The organism is Arthrobacter sp. USHLN218, from assembly GCF_037144715.1.
GTDB lineage: Bacteria > Actinomycetota > Actinomycetes > Actinomycetales > Micrococcaceae > Crystallibacter.
This window is the reverse complement of record NZ_JBBCYT010000003.1, coordinates 484,604-503,455: the sequence shown is the minus strand read 5'-3', so window position 1 is coordinate 503,455 and position 18,852 is coordinate 484,604. Positions and strand designations below refer to the sequence as shown.

13 protein-coding genes are annotated in these 18,852 nt (G+C 69.0%); 6 read left to right on the top strand and 7 right to left on the bottom strand.

Features of this window, described 5'->3' with window-relative positions; all coding sequences use genetic code 11:
- Positions 1-8: 8 nt before the first annotated feature.
- Positions 9-1,010, bottom strand: a complete 1,002-nt coding sequence (gene lipA / locus WFH44_RS09595) for a lipoyl synthase (RefSeq protein WP_336713592.1) — start codon at positions 1,008-1,010, stop codon at positions 9-11.
- The gene (gene lipB, locus WFH44_RS09590; protein ID WP_336713590.1) at positions 1,007-1,705 is read right to left on the bottom strand and encodes a lipoyl(octanoyl) transferase LipB; all 699 of its coding nucleotides are present in this window, start codon (positions 1,703-1,705) and stop codon (positions 1,007-1,009) included. The genes lipA and lipB overlap by 4 nt, the downstream gene beginning before the upstream one ends.
- 118 nt (positions 1,706-1,823) lie before the next feature.
- On the opposite strand from lipB, the gene WFH44_RS09585 reads away from it, so the two are divergent.
- The gene (locus tag WFH44_RS09585) at positions 1,824-3,545 is read left to right on the top strand and encodes a serine/threonine-protein kinase (protein ID WP_336713589.1); all 1,722 of its coding nucleotides are present in this window, start codon (positions 1,824-1,826) and stop codon (positions 3,543-3,545) included.
- Positions 3,546-3,590: 45 nt separating this feature from the next.
- Positions 3,591-7,085 carry a S41 family peptidase gene (locus WFH44_RS09580; RefSeq protein ID WP_336713588.1) on the top strand — a complete coding sequence of 1,165 codons (3,495 nt, stop codon included), beginning with the start codon at positions 3,591-3,593 and terminating at the stop codon, positions 7,083-7,085.
- Between the two features lie 96 nt (positions 7,086-7,181).
- Here WFH44_RS09580 and WFH44_RS09575 read toward each other — a convergent pair whose 3' ends face one another.
- The 5 genes from WFH44_RS09575 to WFH44_RS09555 all read right to left on the bottom strand — a co-directional run bounded on the left by WFH44_RS09575 (position 7,182) and on the right by WFH44_RS09555 (position 13,291).
- On the bottom strand, positions 7,182-7,619 hold the full coding sequence (locus WFH44_RS09575) for an OsmC family protein (RefSeq protein ID WP_336713587.1): 438 nt from the start codon (positions 7,617-7,619) through the stop codon (positions 7,182-7,184).
- 169 nt (positions 7,620-7,788) lie between these two features.
- Complete coding sequence (locus WFH44_RS09570; RefSeq protein ID WP_336713586.1) at positions 7,789-8,142, bottom strand: hypothetical protein; 354 nt, start codon at positions 8,140-8,142, stop codon at positions 7,789-7,791.
- Positions 8,143-8,324: 182 nt separating this feature from the next.
- A complete protein-coding gene (sucB, locus tag WFH44_RS09565) occupies positions 8,325-10,064 on the bottom strand; it encodes a 2-oxoglutarate dehydrogenase, E2 component, dihydrolipoamide succinyltransferase (protein ID WP_336713585.1) in 1,740 nt (579 codons plus the stop codon).
- 125 nt (positions 10,065-10,189) lie between these two features.
- A complete protein-coding gene (lpdA, locus tag WFH44_RS09560) occupies positions 10,190-11,572 on the bottom strand; it encodes a dihydrolipoyl dehydrogenase (protein ID WP_336713584.1) in 1,383 nt (460 codons plus the stop codon).
- Between the two features lie 201 nt (positions 11,573-11,773).
- Complete coding sequence (locus WFH44_RS09555) at positions 11,774-13,291, bottom strand: leucyl aminopeptidase (RefSeq protein ID WP_336713583.1); 1,518 nt, start codon at positions 13,289-13,291, stop codon at positions 11,774-11,776.
- A 281-nt stretch (positions 13,292-13,572) separates the two neighbouring features.
- On the opposite strand from WFH44_RS09555, the gene WFH44_RS09550 reads away from it, so the two are divergent.
- From WFH44_RS09550 to WFH44_RS09535, 4 genes are all read left to right on the top strand, one after another.
- Positions 13,573-14,535, top strand: coding sequence for a proteasome assembly chaperone family protein (locus WFH44_RS09550; protein ID WP_336713582.1), 963 nt, complete (start codon positions 13,573-13,575; stop codon positions 14,533-14,535).
- 33 nt (positions 14,536-14,568) lie between these two features.
- Entirely contained in the window at positions 14,569-15,912 is a 1,344-nt protein-coding gene (locus tag WFH44_RS09545) for an MFS transporter (RefSeq protein ID WP_336713581.1), read from the top strand.
- Between the two features lie 101 nt (positions 15,913-16,013).
- Entirely contained in the window at positions 16,014-17,219 is a 1,206-nt protein-coding gene (locus WFH44_RS09540) for a DUF4192 family protein (protein WP_336713580.1), read from the top strand.
- 265 nt (positions 17,220-17,484) lie between these two features.
- Complete coding sequence (locus tag WFH44_RS09535) at positions 17,485-18,771, top strand: RNA polymerase sigma factor (RefSeq protein WP_336713579.1); 1,287 nt, start codon at positions 17,485-17,487, stop codon at positions 18,769-18,771.
- Positions 18,772-18,852: the final 81 nt, after the last annotated feature.

The following is an 18,852-nucleotide window of genomic DNA, read 5'->3' as shown; positions in this document are numbered from 1 at the left end:
GGTGGAATTCAGTGTGCGACAAGGCTGGCGGCTTCCTGCCGCGTGGAGCCGGAATCGCCAATGTGCGCCAGCTCGGGCGGCAGCTCCCGGCCCTTCTTGCGCATCGCCGTCGCCCACAGCCGGCCCGCCCGGTAGGAGGACCTCACGAGCGGTCCGCTCATGACGCCGAGGAAGCCGATTTCCTCGGCCTCATCGCGCAGCTCGACGAATTCCTCCGGCTTGACCCAGCGGTCCACCGGATGGTGCCGCTCCGTCGGACGCAGGTACTGCGTGATCGTGATCAGGTCGCAGCCGGCTTCGTGCAGGTCGCGGAGTGCCTCCGAGACTTCTTCCCGGGTTTCGCCCATGCCGAGGATGAGGTTCGACTTGGTGACCATGCCGTGCCGCTGGCCCTGGGTGATCACGTCGAGCGACCGTTCGTAGCGGAAGGCCGGCCGGATGCTCTTGAAGATGCGCGGGACGGTTTCCACGTTGTGCGCGAAGACTTCCGGCGCCGATTCGCAGATGGCGGCGATGTGGTCCGGCTTCCCGGAGAAATCCGGAATCAGGAGTTCGACGCCGGTGCCGGGGTTGAGCTCGTGGATCTTGCGGACCGTTTCGGCGTAGAGCCAGACACCTTCGTCCTCGAGGTCGTCGCGTGCGACACCCGTGACCGTGGCGTACCGCAGGTTCATGCTGGCGACCGAGCGGGCGACCTTGGTCGGTTCCATGATGTCCACCGGCGAGGGCTTGCCGGTGTCGATCTGGCAGAAGTCGCAGCGCCGGGTGCATTCGGAGCCGCCGATCAGGAAGGTGGCTTCCCGGTCCTCCCAGCATTCGAAGATGTTCGGGCAGCCGGCCTCTTCGCAGACCGTGTGGAGGCCTTCTTCCTTGACCAGGTTCTTGAGCTGGACATATTCGGGGCCGATGTTGACCTTGGCCTTGATCCACTCCGGCTTGCGCTCGACCGGGGTCGCGGCGTTCCGGGCTTCGATGCGCAGCAGCCGGCGGCCTTCGGGGGCAGCACTCACAGCAATGCTCCTTCCTGCCGGGCGGAGCCGGCTCCGGTGGTGTCACCGGTCTTGACGAGCGCGGCTTCGAACCGGCGCAGTTCTTCTTCGACCCGGTCGGCGACATCCGCCGGGGTCACCGTGCGCCCCGCTTCGGCGCTGATGGTCGTGGTTCCGGCGTCGCTGATCCCGCAGGCGATGATCTGCTCGTAAGGCGCCAGGTCGTTGCTGCAGTTCAGGGCAAAGCCGTGCATGGTCACGCGGTGCTTGACCCGGATGCCGATCGCCGCGATTTTCCGGTCCTGGCGGCCGCCTTCACCCTCGATCCAGACTCCGGACCGGCCGTCGATGCGCGTGCCGTTGATGCCGAAGTCCGCCAGGACATTGATCAGGGCCTGTTCCAGGACGTGCACGTAGTCCGCGACCTTGGTGGGTTCGGGCAGCGCGACGATGGGGTAGCCGACAAGCTGGCCGGGTCCGTGCCACGTCAGCTTGCCGCCCCGGTCAACGTTGACAACGGGGGTGCCGTCCAGGGGGCGCTCATGCTCCTCGGTGCGTTTGCCTGCCGTATATACAGAGCTGTGCTCGAGCAGCAGGACGGTGCTGGGTGCCTCTCCGGCCAGGACGGCATCGTGGATCCGGCGCTGGAGGTCCCAGCCCTCCTGGTAGTCGACGTAGTCGGGGGCAAACCCGATTCGGGAAAACTCTAGGCTCATGCGGTCCAGCCTACGCCGCAGCCCCTCCAAGACGTAGTTGTGTGTCGGCGGCCGGGAGGCCGCCGCAGCCTGTGGATAACTCCAGCGGCCGCCGCCTGGCTGTAGTAGATCTGGACACATGACACAGCCACTGTTACCCGACTCCGGAGCCCTCGCGGCAGGCGGCGAGGAGCCTCCGCGGCCCGGAGTGGAGGGCTTCCGCGTCATCCGCTGGCTCGGCAGTGGAGCGGCCGCCCGCGTCTGGCTGGTTGCCGAGGAACAAGGCGGCGCGGAGTATGCGCTGAAGGTCTTCCTGCCGCAGAACGATGACGATCCGGTTCCCGCCGAGGCTGCCGCAGCGGGGGAAGCGGACCGGGAGCGGCGGCTGCTGGGGACAGCGGCCCACGACCATCTGGTGCCGGCCCTCCGGCTGATTCCGACGGACGCCGGCCCAGGTCTCCTGCTCCGGTATGCTGCCGGCGGGTCGCTCGCCGCCCTGGTCGCCGCGCGGGGGCCCCTCAGTGTCGCCGAGACCATCACCGTGCTGACACCGATCGCGCAGGCCCTGGCATTCCTGCACGCGCGCGGGATGACCCACGGCGACGTGGCGCCGGGGAACGTGCTGTTCACGGAATACGGCAAGCCGCTGCTCGGCGACTTCGGCGTCGCCCGCCGCGTCGGCTCGGTCCGCTCCCTCCCGGGCGGCACGCCGGGATTCTTCGCGCCGGAGACGGCCGCACCCTCCCGCCCGGACCAGGGTCTGGAACCGGACGCTGATGTATATGCGCTGGCCGCCCTCGGCTGGTACATGCTGACCGGGCGGGTCCCGGCCCGCACGGCCAAGCGGCCGCCGCTGCGGGTCATGGTGCCGGACGTGCCGGTGATGCTCGTCGAACTGCTTGAAGCAGGATTGTCCGAGGCAGCCGCGGAACGGCCCGGGGCCGAAGAGTTCGCCCGCAGAGCCTTCCGGGCGGCGCGGCCGGAGCCGTTGGATCTGGCCGCCGCCGTGCATCCGTCGGTGGCGCCCAAGCTGCTGACCCGGCGGGCCGCCACCGGGAAGGACCGCCGTCCGGCGATGCCCTTGCTATTCGGGCATTTCCGCCGTGTCCGGGTCAACGGGAAGCCGCACCGGGGCCCCGGCAGGACGCGGAGCCGCCCGCGCGCACTGCCGGACAGTCTCCGCGAGGAGCGTAGGCCGCGGCACGAAGCGGCGCCGACCGGAAGGGCCGGAAGGACGGCCGGCGGGAGAAGGTACGGCGCCGTGCTCGCCGCCGGCCTGCTGGCGGCCTGCATCGTGGCGGCCGTGCTCGTCGGTGCCGCGATCGCAGGGGGAGGCCAGGGGGCACCGCGGGCGGCCGGGCAGGCCGGGCCGGCGGCTTCCCAAGCGGCTCCGGCTACCCCGGCGGCTCCGGCTTTAAAGGGCCCCGGCACCCCGGCACGGGCGATGCCCGGGAAGCTTGCCGCCGCCGTGACGGGCGATGATCCGGCAGCCGCAGTCCAGGGCCTGACCTGGCTCCGCACGGAAGCGCTGGTGGCACGGGACGCAAGCCTGCTCTCCCAGGTGAACGCCGAAGGGTCGCCGGCCATGTCCGCGGACCGCGAGGTCATCGCTGCGCTGGAGCAACGGGACCACCGGTTCAGCGGTCTGTCCGTGGAGGTCTCCCACGCCGTCGTCGTCAGCCGTGCCTCCGGAGCGGCCGAGGTTGCCGCGACCGTGACCACATCGGATTTCGAACAGCGCGACGCGGGAGGCCGTGCGGTTGCCGCCGCCGGCGGGCCGAAGGTGCAGCGCATCGTGCTCGCCCTCGTGCACGAGCGGGGCCGCTGGCTTATCTCCTCACTTCATGATCCGCCGCGGTGACGGCGGCTCCGCGGGCTGGCGCCGGGGCGTGGCTAAGATCGATGCATGACTTCCTCGAGCTACTTCCGTTACCCGCACCTGCATGCCGGCCTGGTCACGTTCATCGCCGAAGACGATGTCTGGGTCGCGCCGGTCGACGGGGGACGGGCCTGGAGGGTCTCGTCTCTGCAGCTACCGGCGAGGAATCCCAGGTTCTCCCCGGACGGCTCTCAGATCGCCTGGAGCGTGGTGCAGGGGAGCGCCCCGGAAGCAGTCGCGGCATCCACCGACGGCGGCGACTTCCGCCAGCTGACGTACTGGGGCCACGCGACGACCCGGGTGAAGGGCTTCACCTCTGCCGGCGAGGCGATCGTGACCAGCGCCTTCCAGCGCGAAGAGTCGCGCCACACCTGGGCCCACGCCGTGCCGCTGGACGGCTCCGTTCCCCGCCTGCTGAACTTCGGGCCGCTCGACACGATTGCCTTCGGCGCGTCGGTCGGCGACGAGCGTCCGGTGGTGATCGGCAGCGTCCTGTCGCGGGAACCGGCCTGGTGGAAGCGGTACCGCGGCGGGACGGCCGGCAAGCTCTGGGTCGACCGGGACGGCTCGGGGCAGTTCGCCCGCCTGGTTCCGCAGCTGAACGGCAACCTGACGGACCCGATGTGGATCGGCGGCCGGATCGCTTTCCTCAGCGACCATGAAGGATACGGCAACCTGTACTCGGTGCTGCCCGACGGCAGCGGACTGCGCCGCCACACGGATCACGAGGATTTCTATGTCCGCCACGCTTCCACCGACGGTCAGCGTGTGGTGTTCGAGTCTGCGGGCGAACTGTGGCTGGCCGAGGACCTGGACGCGGAACCGCGCAGACTCGAACTGACGCTGGGGTCCGCTTCTACGGGGCGGCGCCGCCGTCCGCTCAACGTCGAACGGCACCTCGCCGCGGCCGTTCCCAACCGGGACGGTACTGCTTCGGTGGTGGAGACCCACGGCACCGTCCACTGGCTGACCCACCGCGACGGGCCATCGCGGGTCGTCGAGGCGGCTCCCGGGGTGCGTGCCCGTTTGGCCCGCCCGCTCGGCGACGACGCCGTCATCTATGTGGCGGACCACGGGGGAGCGGAGGCACTCTACGTGCGCCGCGTCTTCGACGACCTGCCGCTCCAGGACACGGAGCCGCAGGCAGGCGGTGCAGTCCCCGCGTCGGAGGAGGCCGAACCTTTGCCCCAGCCGGTATCGGCCTCGGCGGTGCTGGGCGGCGCCGCGGTCGCGGTTGCCCCGGCGCCTGCTGTTGCGGGCGGGTCCGCCGAACCACAGTCCGGCCGGTCCTGGCTGGGGGGCGAAGAAGCCGGCCCCGTTCCCGCCCGCAGCGGCGGCGACGTGCCGGTTGCGCCGTCCGGCACCCGCATCGATTTCCCCGAGCCCACGCGCGTTAGCCAGCTGTGTGCCAGCCCGGACGGCAAGCTTGCTGCCATCGCCACCGAGTACGGCCAGCTGCTGCTGCTGGAAGCCGAGTCCAAGGAGCTGCGGGAGCTCGCCTCCACGGCGCACGGTGCGATCAACGACGTCGTTTTTTCCCCGGATTCGAACTGGGTCCTTTGGAGCGAGCCGGTGACCGCGGAGGGGACCCGCACCAAGCTGCGGATCGGCGCGGCGCGCGGCGGGGACGCCGTCCACGACATCACCGACGGCCGGTTCCGCGACCACTCGCCGGCGTTCACACCGGACGGAAAGTTCGCCGCCTTCCTCTCGGAGCGCAGCTTCGACCCGGTCTACGACACGCACAGCTTCGACCTGAGCTTCCCGCAGTCGACCAAACCGTTCCTCGTGGCCCTGGATTCGACCACGCCGTCGCCCTTCGGCCCCGCGGTCCACGGCACGGTGCCCGAGGCCGAGCCGCGCAACGATGCGGAGGGTGCCGCCGAGGCGCAGCCCGCCCGCACCGCCGTCGACCCCGTCCAGCTGGCCGGGCGGATCATCCCCCTCCCCGTAGCCCAGGGCCGGTACAGCGACCTCAGCGCCGTGGACGGCGCACTGCTCTGGCTGGCCAGCGACCTGGCCGGAGTCACCGGCGAAGGCCGCGCCTCGGCCGAGGAACCGGCCGAACCGCACCGGCTCGAACGCTTCGACATCTCCCGGCGCGAGGTGACCGTGCTGGTGCCGGCGCTGGATTCCTATCTGGTTTCCGGCGACCGCAAGCGCCTGGTCTATGTGAACCAGAAGAAGGTCCGGAGCGTTCCGGTGGCCGCGAAGGTGGAGGAAGACTCTCCGGAGAACGTCCGGGTGGACCTGGGCCGGATCCGCGTCCAGCTGGAACCGCTGAAGGTCTGGGGACAGGCCTTCGACGAGGCCTGGCGGCTGCAGCGCGACTTCTTCTGGGCGGAGGACATGGCCGGCCTGGACTGGGAGCAGGTCTACCGCCGGTACCGGCCGCTCGTCGACCGGCTGGGATCCCACGACGACCTGGTGGACCTCCTCTGGGAACTCCACGGCGAACTCGGCACCTCGCACGCCTACGTCACCCCTGCGCCGGCCGGCGAGGCAGGCGCCGGAAAGCAGGGCCTGCTGGGAGCCGACCTGGCCAGCACATCGGCCGGCTGGACCGTGCAGCGCATCCTGGCGGGGGAGTCCTCCGATCCGCTGGCCCGGTCCCCGCTGGCCGCCCCCGGTGCGGGCGTGAAGCCGGGGGATGTCGTCGCGGCCGTCGACGGCGTCCCGGTGGACCGCAGCAAGGGTCCGGCCCCGCTGCTGTCCGGGGCCGCCGGCAAGACCGTTGAACTGACCATCGTCAACGGTCCTCACAGCGCGGAACCGGGCAGGCAGCGCCGCATCGCCGTCGTTCCGATCAGTGACGAGGAAAGGCTGCGGTACCAGAACTGGGTCGCCGGCAACCGCCAGATCGTCCAGGAGGCGTCCGAGGGCCGCTTCGGGTACCTGCACATCCCGGACATGGTCGCGCGCGGCTGGTCGCAGCTGCACCGGGACCTGGATGTGGAGACGGCCCGGGACGCGCTGATCATCGACGTCCGCAGCAACCGCGGCGGCCATACGTCGCAGCTGGTGGCCGAGCTGATCGGGCGGAAGGTCACCGCGTGGAACCTCGCGCGCGGGGAACAACCCGGCACCTACCCGGCCCACGCGCCGCGCGGTCCGGTCGTTATGCTGACCGATGAGTACGCAGGCTCGGACGGCGACATCATCACGCAGGTGGCCAAGCTCCGCGGCATCGGACCGGTCGTCGGCACCCGGACCTGGGGAGGCGTCGTCGGCATCGACGGCCGCTTCTCGCTGGTGGATGGCACAGGGGTCACGCAGCCCCGTTACGCCTTCTGGTTCACCCAAGGCGTGGGCTGGACCGTGGAGAACCATGGAGTCGACCCCGACATCGAGGTGCCCTTCCCGCCGCACGCCTACGCAGCCGGCGAGGACCCGCAGCTGGAACACGGCGTCGGCATCCTCAAGGAGATGCTCCAGGAACTGCCGACCGACCGGCCCCCGGCGCTGGCGGGCTACCCGGCCCTGCGGACCGCGCCGCTGCCGCCCCGTCCGCAGGGAAGCTGAGCGACGTGTAGCCGCCGCGCCATAGGCACGCGACACGAGAGGGCCCGGCGCAATCCACCGATGCGCCGGGCATCTCTCCGTCTGGCGGAGGTACCGTCAGGAATTCAGTGTGGCGTTGAGCGTGATGCTCGGCACCGAGGCCAGGGCCTTGGAGACGGGGCAGCCTTCCTTGGCGGCCTGGGCGCTCTTCTGGAAGTCGGCCTCGCTGATGCCGGGGACGGTCGCCTTGACGATCAGGCGGATCTCGCTGATCTGCGGCCCGTTGGAGGTGTCGAAATCCACCTCGGCGGAGGTATCGATGCTCTCCGGCGCGTGTCCGGCCTCTTTGAGGATATTGCTGAAGGCCATGGAGAAGCAGGCCGAGTGGGCCGCGGCGATCAGTTCTTCCGGGCTGGTCTTGTCCTTGGCGTCTTCGGCGCGCGCCTTCCAGGTGACGTCGTAGGTGCCCAGGCCCGAGGTGTCGAGGGAAGTCTGGCCGGAGCCGGAGAAGAGGTCGCCCTTCCAGACGGTGTGGGCCGAACGTGTTGTAGCCATGTGCACTCCTTGCGTAGGAATCGTCCTGATGTGCTTCTTCCTTCAGGCACCGCCGCGGCGGCGCCTTCTTCTTCATCCTAGGGGTGCAGCTGGGGCAAGGCCACCGGGGCCCGAACATGAAGACGGCCGGCTTCCCGGAGGGGAAGCCGGCCGTCCTGGGGCCGGTGGGCTAGTGCCAGAGCGTCGCTACGGCGATGTTGACTAGGGCCAGGCCGCCGACCGCGTGCGCGAGTCCGGTGCTGACCGGCTCGCCCTTCTTCTGCTTGCGGTACCCGATCAGGGCGGCCACGAAGACGACCAGGGCGATCACCAGTTTGACGGCGATCTTGATGTTGTTGACCTCGGCCAGGTCGCCCATCTCAATCACGCCGACGAGCAGGAGGCCGGTCAGCAGCTGGACCCACGCGCCGTGGAACTGCCACGGGCTGACTCCGGGCCTGCGGAAGTTGGCGAACCAGACGCCGACGATGGCCGCGGCACCGAGGACGTGGATGAAGAGCAAGAGATACCGAAGGAATTCCATACCCCCGATCCTATCGACTTGGGTCGGGCCGCCCTGCCGCCGTGCCCGGGGGAGCGGATAACTTTTCTACAACGCGTAGTACGGCCGGCGGAGCTGTACTGTACCCATGCAAAGAACGACGTCGGGTGCACCCTTGCGATAAGGAGTGCACCCGACGTCGTTAGCGGCTTGCGCCTCTCTCGTTAGAGTCCGAGATCGGCCTCGAACGCGCCGGCCTCGAGGCGAGCCTTGAGGGCCTGCAGGAAGCGTCCTGCATCCGCGCCGTCGACCAGGCGGTGATCGTAGGTCAGCGACAGGTAGACCATCGAACGGACGGCGATCGTGTCGTCGCCGTCGGCGCCGGTGATCACGACGGGGCGCTTGACGATCGAGCCGACGCCCAGGATGGCGACCTGGGGCTGGTTGATGATCGGGGTGTCGAAGAGGGCTCCGAAGCTGCCGATGTTGGTGATGCTGAACGTGCCGCCGGAGAGCTCGTCCGGAGCGATCTTGTTGGTCCGGGTGCGGTCGGCGACATCAGCGATCTTGCCGGCCAGTCCGGCCAGGTTGAGGCTGCCGGCATCGCTGATGACCGGAACGAGCAGGCCCTTGTCCGTATCGACGGCGATGGCCAGGTGCTCGGCGTTGTGGTAGGTGATCTCCTGCTTCTCTTCGTCGTAGGACGCGTTGAGCTTCGGGTGCTGCTTCAGCGCCTCGGCCACGGCCTTGGCGAAGAAGGGCAGGAAGGTCAGCTTCACCCCGTTCTGCTGCTGGAAGGTGCCCTTGGCAGCGGCGCGCAGCTTGGCGATCTTGGTGACGTCGACCTCGGCGACCTGGGTCAGCTGGGTGGAGGTGTCCAGCGACTCGCGCATGCGCCGGGCGATGACCTGGCGGATGCGGGAAGCCTTCTCCACGGTGCCGCGCTTGGCGGAAGCGGCGGGGCCGGCCTGAGCAGCCGGTGCGGCTGCCGCTGCGGGGGCGCCGGCTGCCGGGGCCGAGGAGGCCTTGGCCGCTTCGGCGGCGGAGAGCACGTCCTGCTTGCGGATGCGGCCGCCCACGCCGGTGCCGGTCACGGTGGACAGGTCGACGCTGTGCTGGTTGGCGAGCTTGCGCACCAGCGGGGTCACGTAGCCGGCCTCGGCGGCCGGGGCCGCTTCGGCTGCGGGAGCGGGCTGGGCCGGGGCTGCCGGGGCGGGGGCTTCCTGCTGCGGCGCCTCTTCCTTGGCGGGGGCCGGGGCGGCCGGCTCCTCTACCGGTGCCGGGCGGTCGCCGGACGGGGCGGCGGCAGTCGGTTCGGCCTTCGCCGGTGCGGCTTCAGCCGGCGCTGCGGCACCGGAGCCGATGATGGCGAGCACGGAGCCGACCTCGGCCGTCTCGTCTTCGCCGACGCGGATCTCCTGCAGGGTGCCGGCCACCGGGGAGGGAATCTCGGTGTCGACCTTGTCAGTGGAAACTTCGAGCAGCGGTTCGTCGACCTCGACCGAGTCGCCGACCTGCTTCAGCCAGCGGGTGACGGTGCCCTCGGTGACGCTCTCGCCCAGTGCGGGCAGCTTGACTTCGGTGCCTTCGCCGGAACCGGCGGCGGGCTTCGACTCGGGAGCCGGCGCCGCTGCTTCTTCCTGGGCCGGCTGCTCCGCCGGAGCCTCCTGCGGGGCTTCTTCCTGGGCGGGCGCCTCGGGGGCGGCCTCGGCCGAACCGGCACCCGAACCGTCGCCGATGCGCACCAGCGCAGCTCCGACGTCGGCCGTCTCGTCTTCGGCGACCAGGATCTCCTCGATCACGCCGGCGACCGGGGAAGGGATTTCGGTGTCGACCTTGTCGGTGGAAACTTCGAGCAGGGGTTCGTCTACTTCGACCCGGTCTCCGACCTGCTTCAGCCAGCGGGTGACGGTGCCTTCGGTGACGCTTTCACCGAGTGCGGGCAAGTTAACGGTTTCAGACATGTCGTCCCCGTTCTCCTAATTCTTTGTGTCTAAGGCCCAGGCCGCGCAAAGGGGCCGGGAAGTCCTGTGGTCGAGCTTAGTCCACCCGTCCCGTGCGGGCGGGTGGACTAAGCAAAGGCGTGTTCTTAGCCGTGCAGCGGTCGGCCGGCCAGGGCCATGGCTGCTTCGCCGAGCGATTCGTTCTGCGTCGGGTGGGCGTGGATCAGGGCCGCCACGTCCTCCGGGTAGGCCTCCCAGCTGACGATCAGCTGCGCTTCACCGATCTGCTCGCCGATCCGGCCGCCGATCATGTGCATGCCGACGATGGGGCCGTCCTTCTGGCGGACCATTTTGATGATGCCACTTGTACCGAGGATCGAGCTCTTGCCGTTGCCGGCGAGGTTGTACTCCGCGGTCTCGACGTTCTCCTTGCCGAACTTCTCCTCGGCCTGCGGCTGGTTGAGGCCTACGGAGGCGATTTCCGGCTCGCAGAAGGTCACCTTCGGGATGTTGATGTCCTCGATGACGGTCGGGTTGTTGCCGGCAATTTCCTCGGCGACGAAGATGCCCTGCTGGAATCCGCGGTGGGCCAGCTGCACGCCGGGAACGATGTCGCCGACGGCGTAGATGTTGCCGACGCCGGTGTGGCAGCGCTCGTCGGTGATGACGAAGCCGCGGTCAACGGTGATGCCGTTGTCCTCGAAGCCCAGGCCGGCGGTAGCGGCGCCGCGGCCTACGGCGACCAGCAGCAGGTCCGCGTCGAACGTCTTGCCGTCTGCCAGGGTGACGGTGACGCCGTTCTCGTTCTGCTCGGCCTTTTCGAAGAAGACGCCGGTGTTGAACTTGATGCCGCGCTTCTTGAACGCGCGCTCGAGGTTCTTGATGATGGCCGGGTCCTCGTTCGGGACCAGCGAGGGCAGGCCCTCGACGATGGTCACGTCGACACCGAAGGACTTCCAGACCGAGGCGAACTCGACGCCGATCACGCCGCCGCCGAGGATGACGGCCTTCTCGGGCAGCTCGGTCAGGTCCAGAGCCTGCTCGGAGGTGATGATCTTTCCGCCGACCTCCAGGCCGGGCAGGGTCTTCGAGTACGAGCCGGTGGCCAGGATGATGTTCTTGCCGGTGTAGGTCGTGCCGTTGACCTCGATGGTGTCCTTGCCGGTCAGCTTGCCTTCACCCTCGATGACCGTGATGCCGCGCATCTTGATGAGTCCGCTCAGGCCCTTGAACTTGCCGGCGACGATGCCGTCCTTGTAGGCCTTGACCGCGCTCATGTCGATCGAATCCAGCGTGACGTTGACGCCGTACTTGGAGGACGTGCGGGCGTGGTCGGCCAGTTCGGCCGAGTGCAGCATGGCCTTGGTGGGGATACAGCCCCAGTGCAGGCAGGTACCGCCCAGCTTGCCCTTTTCGACCAGTCCTACAGAGAATCCCAGCTGCACGGCACGCAGCGCCGCGGCATATCCGCCGCTACCGCCGCCGAGGATCAGGATGTCGAACTCTTGCGCAGTTGCCGAATCGGCCACGTGAACGCTCCCTCGATATTTTCTGGACGTGCCGCTGCACGCCTGCTGTTTGAAATGGGTGAAGTGATCTTCGATGTTTTGACTCTCACCTTAGCCCCACCCATATTCCATCATCTACTTGATGAAGGTCAGGCGGGGCCTGATTGTGCCGGGACTCACCCCGTGCTGTGACAGCCGAAACGAGCTTGTGCTGGCGGGTGCTCAGCCGGCCCGGGCGACGACGTCCTCCGCGTAGGCCACGAGCGTGCGGACGGCGACGCCGGTGCCCTCCTTGGGCGTGTAGCCGTAGGGTGCCCCTTCGTTGAAGGCGGGCCCGGCGATGTCCAGGTGCGCCCACGGGATCTTCCGCCCTTTGCTTTCGCCGACGAACTCGCGCAGGAAGATGGCCGCCGTGAGCATGCCGCCGAACTTCTCGCCCATGTTCGCCAGGTCCGCCACCTGCGAGTCCAGGCTCGGGCGCAGCTCCTCGGGCAGCGGCATGGGCCAGAACAGTTCGCCCGCCCGGTCGGCCGCCGCCTTGACCGCGTCGCGCACGCCGTCGTCGCCCATCACCGCGGACACCCGGCTGCCCAGGGCCACCATCTGGGCGCCGGTGAGTGTGGCGACATCGATCAGGGCATCTGGCTGCTCGGCACTCGCCGCGGCCAGTCCGTCCGCCATGACGAGGCGCCCCTCGGCGTCGGTGTTGAGCACCTCGACGGTCTTGCCGCCGAAGATGGTCATGACGTCCGAGGGCCGCTGGGCGTGGCCGGACGGCATGTTCTCGGCGAGGCACAGCCAGGCGGTCACCTTGAGCGGCAGGCCCAGTTCGGCGATCGCCAGGAGGGCGTTAAGGACGACGGCGGCGCCCGCCATATCGCACTTCATCGTCGTCATGCCGGTGGCCGGCTTGAGCGAGAGTCCGCCGGAGTCGAAGGTGATGCCCTTGCCGACGAGGGCCAGCTTGACCTTGGCCCGCGCCGGTGCGTATTCGACCTTGACCAGCCGCGGCGGCCGCGACGAGCCCTTGCCGACGCCGACCAGCCCGCCGTAGCCGTCCTTGGCCAGCTTCTCCTCGTCGAGCACCGTCAGCTTGACCGGAAGGTTTTTCGACAGGTCCTGGGCGGTCGCCGCGAACGTTTCGGGGTAGAGATGGCTCGGCGGACGGTTCACCAGGGTCCGGGTGGCGTTGACGGCCCGGCCGAGAATGGCCGCACGCTCGAACGCTGCCGGCAGCGACTTCTCCCCGGCGGCCGGCGTCACTACGGTGACGGCGGCGACGACGTCCCCGGCATCCGGTGCGGAACGGTGCTCGGTGTAGGCGTAGGCCCCGAGGGCCGCGCCTTCGGCGACGGCGGCCGCCGCGCGGACGGACGCAGCGGGCAGGGCAAGGGCGACGTGGCCTACCCCGCGCAGCTGGCGGACCGCGGAACCGGCGGCCCGGCGCAGGTTCTCTTCTGTCGGCTCGGCCGTGGCGGAGACCGGGCCGATGCCGACCAGGACGATGACTTCGGCGTGGAACTCGTCGGTCCCCGGTAGCCGCCGCACCTCGTCGGCGGCGCCGGTGATGCCGAGGACGCCCAGCGACCGGGACAGCGCCTGCAGGGCCTTCCCGCCGAGCGAGCCGTCCACCAGCTCAGGGCCGTCCGGCCCCTGGCCGACCGCGACTACCAGGGCGTCGCACCGGACCTTGCGGGGATCCTTCGCGGCATTGATCTTGAGCTCGGTGGTCTTGGTCACTAAGGGCTGTCCTCACTGTTCGTCTCGGAAGATCCAATGGCCGCGGCACCGGAACGGTGCGGTCGCCGTCGTCGTTGCCGTTGCGCCGGGCACCGCCCCGCGCAGGCCAGCGGCCACAAATCAGATCGTAGCCGCTTCGCCGCAAGGCGCGGCACAGGCATGCGGAATTATTTGCGGCGATGCTGCGCTGGTACAAAGGGTAGTTGGCTGGTCCCGTCCTTTAGCGGAGGGGCCGGCAGGCAGCAGGCGGCATGGACCCGCGCTGACGAACGGAGGAAAAGTTGCTGGACGCACAGTCGTTGTTCTCGGTGAACGCGGAGCTGATCGAATCCGACGAACTGCGGGGGCTCGACCTGGTCATGGGCTTTACCGGCTCCGCCGAGGCGGGACACGTGGTTGCGCAGTTGGGGACCGAACTGCTTGAGCAGCTGGACAGCGAGCTCATTGCCTCCTTCGATACCGACCAGCTGATCGACTACCGGGGCCAGCGGCCGGTCGTCTCCTTTGTCGGTGACCATTTCACCGACTACGAGCGGCCCAAGATCGAGCTGTACAGGCTGCTCGACGGGATGGGAAAGCCGTTCCTGTTCCTGACCGGTGCCGAACCTGACCTGCAGTGGGAGCGGTTCTGCCGCGCCGTCATCCTCCTGGTGCGGCAGCTGGAGGTCGGGCTGGTGACCTGGGTCCAGGCCCTGCCCATGCCCGTCCCGCATACGCGGCCGATCGGCGTCACCGTCCACGGGAACCAGCCGGAGCTGATCGATGGCATCACCGCGTGGAAACCGACGGCGCAGGTGCAGGCCAGCATCGGAGCGCTGCTCGAGATCCGCCTGATCGAAGCCGGCCTCCGGGCGGCAGGCTATTCCGTGCACGTGCCCCACTATCTGGCCGAGGCCGAATACCCGCAGGCCGCCGTGGCCGCGATGGAGTACCTCGGTGCGGCGTCATCCCTGGTGCTGCCGACCGACCGGCTGCGGGGCGCCGGCCTGGACGTCGGGGCCCAGATCGCGAAGCAGGTCAGCGACTCGGCGGAGGTGCAGCAGGTCGTGACCAAGCTGGAGAAGCGCTACGACGAGTACGCCGGACGGGAGACCAGGCGCTCCCTGCTGACCAAGGACAACGACCAGCTGCCGGATGCCGACGAGCTCGGCTCCGAGGTCGAGGCCTTCCTTGCGACGCTCCCGGCCGATCCGGAGGCACCCGGGGCGGGCAACTCGCCGGACGGTCGCGGCGCGGCCGATTAGAGTTCCGGGCCGCGGCGTGACGATAATGCTGAGGTGGATACGCGGCGGGCATGGTGGGTGTGGGGGATCGGTGTCTTCGCCTACCTGGCGGCGATCACCCAGCGGACGTCCTTCGGCGTAGCCGGTCTCCATGCCACGGAGCGTTTCGATGCGACGGCGGCGGCCCTTTCGGCGTTCACCGTAGTCCAGCTGCTGGTCTACGCCGGGCTCCAGATTCCCGTCGGGCTGATGGTGGACAAATTCGGTTCGCGCTTCATGATCACCGGCGGGGCCGCCCTGATGTGCGCAGGACAGGTGCAGCTGGCGTTCGCCTCCTCGGTTCCCGAGGGCCTGCTGGGGCGTCTGCTGGTCGGGGCCGGCGACGCGATGACGTTCGTCTCGGTGCTCCGGCTGCTGCCGGCGTGGTTCAGCGGGAAGCGCATTCCGCTGCTGACGCAGCTGACCGGTCAGTTCGGCCAACTGGGCCAGCTGATCAGCACGATTCCGTTTATCGCCCTGCTCAACCTGCAGGGCTGGACCACCTCGTTCCTCTCCGTGGCCGCCCTGGCGGTGCTGGCCTGCGTGCTCGCGGTCACCGTGATCCGCGACTTCCCGGAGGGCACCGAGCGGGATTTGCCGCCGACACTGCGGCAGACCCGGCTTTCGCTGGCGGAGGCCTGGAAAGAGCCCGGTACGCGGCTCGGCCTGTGGTCGCACTTCACCGTCCAGTTCGCCGGCAACGTTTTCGTGCTGACCTGGGGCTATCCGTTCCTGGTCTCCGCCCAGGGGCAGCCTCCGGCCGTGGCTTCGGCGCTGATGTCCCTCTTTGTCGTCGTTGCCCTTGTCTCCGGCCCGATGATCGGACGCATGGTGGCGCGCCATCCGCTGCGCCGTTCGACGATGGTGCTGCTGATTGTCGGCGCGACCGCCCTGGCCTGGCTGGCGGTGCTGGCTTACCCGGGACCCGCCCCGCTGTGGCTGCTCGTTGCGCTGATCCTGGTGCTGGCCGTGGGCGGCCCGGGATCCATGATTGCGTTCGACTTCGCACGTACCTTCAACCCGATCCGCCGGGCCGGCACCGCGACCGGCATCGTCAACGTCGGGGGCTTCGTCTCCGCACTGCTCGTGATGTTCGGCATCGGCCTGACACTCGATGCGCTGTATTCCAGCGGATTCTCCGGGGCCAACCTTTACGCCCTCGACTCCTTCCGCATCGCCCTGAGCCTCCAGTTCCTGTTCCTCGCCGGCGGAAGCCTGGCGATGCTAGCCGTGCGGCGGCGGGTCCGCGACCAGCTGGCCGAGCAAGGCACGGTGGTCCTGCCGCTGAGGACGGCCCTTGCCCGCGAACGCGAACTGCGCCGGCGGAACCGGATCGGTGGACCCGGCGCCGGCGAGTAGCCCGGGGACCGTTCCTCCACAGCCGCACGGAGGATGCCGCGCTTCCACAATGGCTTCGCCGGTGCTGTCGGCCGAACCGCCCCGCGGCCAGAGTGGTCCGCATGAAGAACAGAATCAACATCAAGGCCTCCCGTGCCGAAGACGTGCTCGGGTATGTGCCGCACCAGCTCACGTTCGACCCGCGCGAGAGCCTGGTGCTGCTTTCGATGAGAGGTTCCAGCCTTGGCGCCACCCTCCGGCTGGATCTGCCGGAGGCCGGTGACGACGCGCGGCTCGCCGCCTTCGCGGAAACCGCCGTGTCCTATCTCGGCGCGGACACCGAAGCGGACGGTTCGCTGGTTGTGCTCTACACGGATATCGCCGGCAAGGCCGGGGCGGAAGCCTCCGCGTACTGGCCGCTCGCAGTGTTCCTGGAGGATCTGCTCGGCGCCGCGGGCACGCCGGTGCGCGGCGCCTGGGTGGTAGGGGCGGACTCGTTCCGCTGCGTCCAGTGCCGGACCTCGCCGTGCTGCCCCCCGCAGGGACATCCCGCGGAACGGATCAGGGAGAGCTATGTGAACCTCGAACTGATGCTGCTTGGCAGCAGCGTCTCCGCGACTGCCGGACAGGCTGCCGTACTGGCCCGCTCGGGCGCCATTCCGGACGCCGCGCCCGCCATCCGTGCCCGCGCACGCGACCTCGCGGCAGGCTTTGCCGGGGAGTGGGAGGCCGGCGGCGTTTTCATGCGGCTGCTGGGGAGCTGGGATGAGGCGATCAGCGGCGGCGCCGAACCAACGGTGCTGGCCGTGCTCCTCGCCAGCCTGGAATCGCACCACGTGCGGGACGCCGTCCTGGTCCTGGCCTGCCTCAATCCGGCGGCCGCATATTACGGCGCCGTCGCCCACGGGCGGGTGGATCCCCTGCGGCCGGTTCCCCCGGACCTGGCGGCGGCGCTGCCGTTCGACGGCTATCTTCCCGGCCGCAGCGGCCCGGAACCCGGCGCCGACCTCTTCACCGACATCCTCCTGGGCAGTTACCAGCCGCCGGTCGACCGCGAACGGATTACCCGGGCGTCGGAACTGCTGGCGCTGCTGCACCGGATGGCTGAAGGAGCGGCCAAGCCGGCCGCCGGAACCATGCTCGCGTGGCTGGAATGGGCCCAGGGCCGCAGCTCGCTGGCCCACGAACACCTGCGCACCGTGCTCGCGGAGTCGCCCGACTACCGGCTGGCCAGCCTCCTGGAAAGCTATTTCGGGCTGGGTACCCTGCCGGCGTGGCTGCGCAGGCCGCCCCTGGCGGCGGGGGAGAGTCCGCCGGCGGCCGCCTGACCGCCGTGCACCGGGCCCTGCGGCCGCCGTAGCGCGCGGGCAGCGTTCACTTCACCGGCCAAGTCGTGAGACAATGGGAGCCAAGACCCGGTCGGGTCCGTGTTTCAAATGTATTCGCCGTAACGGGGAATAGGGCTGAGATGGTGAGTGTTTCCGAAGGGAGACCCTGCACCGTGGCCCGCGTTTGGAAATCACCACGGACTTGACAGGGTCATAGTGGTGTTACCCGCAGGTAGCACTGCAGACCGGATATGAAAGGTTCTCTGTGTCACCTGACAAGAAGACTGCTGCAGCGCCCGAAGAGGCAACTGCACCCTCCACGACGCCGTCGGTTGCCAGGGGCGCCAAGGCGAAGACGGCCGCAGACGGTCCGGCCGCACCGAAGCGCCGCGGCCGCAAGCCCGGCACCGCCGCCACCAAGAAGGCAACCGGCGCCAAGAAGACCACCAAAGCCGATGAAGACCAGGTGGACTCCGAGGTCGAGGACGAGGACATCGAGGTGGAGCCCGACCTGACGGACGAGGCCGAGCTCGTCGAAGAGGAGGAAACCCCGGCGGCCAAGCCCGCCGGCGGATCCGGTTTTGTCTACTCGGACGCCGACGATGACGATGCGCCCGCCCAGCAGGTTGTTAGCGCCGGAGCCACGGCCGACCCGGTCAAGGACTACCTGAAGCAAATCGGCAAGGTCGCCCTGCTGAACGCCGAACAGGAAGTCGACCTGGCCCTGCGGATCGAGGCCGGCCTGTTCGCCGAGGAGAAGCTGGCCAAGGACGACGGCTCGATGGATACCCGCCTGCGGCGCGACCTCGAGCAGATCGTGCACGACGGCAAGCGCGCCAAGAACCACCTGCTGGAGGCCAACCTCCGCCTGGTGGTCTCGCTGGCCAAGCGGTACACCGGCCGCGGCATGCTCTTCCTGGACCTGATCCAGGAAGGCAACCTGGGCCTGATCCGCGCCGTCGAGAAGTTCGACTACACCAAGGGCTTCAAGTTCTCCACCTACGCCACCTGGTGGATCCGCCAGGCCATCACCCGCGCCATGGCGGACCAGGCCCGCACCATCCGCATCCCCGTGCACATGGTGGAGGTCATCAACAAGCTGGCCCGCGTCCAGCGCCAGATGCTGCAGGACCTGGGCCGCGAACCGGCGCCGGAGGAACTGGCTGTGGAGCTGGACATGACCCCCGAAAAGGTCATCGAAGTCCAGAAGTACGGCCGCGAGCCGATTTCACTGCACACTCCGCTCGGCGAGGACGGCGACTCGGAATTCGGCGACCTGATCGAAGACTCCGAGGCTGTGGTCCCGGCCGACGCCGTGAGCTTCACGCTGCTGCAGGAGCAGCTGCACTCGGTGCTGGACACCCTGTCCGAGCGCGAGGCCGGCGTGGTTGCCATGCGGTTTGGCCTGACCGACGGCCAGCCGAAGACTTTAGACGAAATCGGCAAGGTCTACGGCGTGACCCGCGAGCGGATCCGCCAGATCGAATCCAAGACGATGTCCAAGCTGCGCCACCCGTCGCGGTCGCAGGTCCTCCGGGACTACCTGGACTAGGTCAGGACCGGGATTAAACAACGGCGCCGGCCTCCTTCGCGAAAGGAGGCCGGCGCCGTCGTTATTGGCCCGTTGTTATTG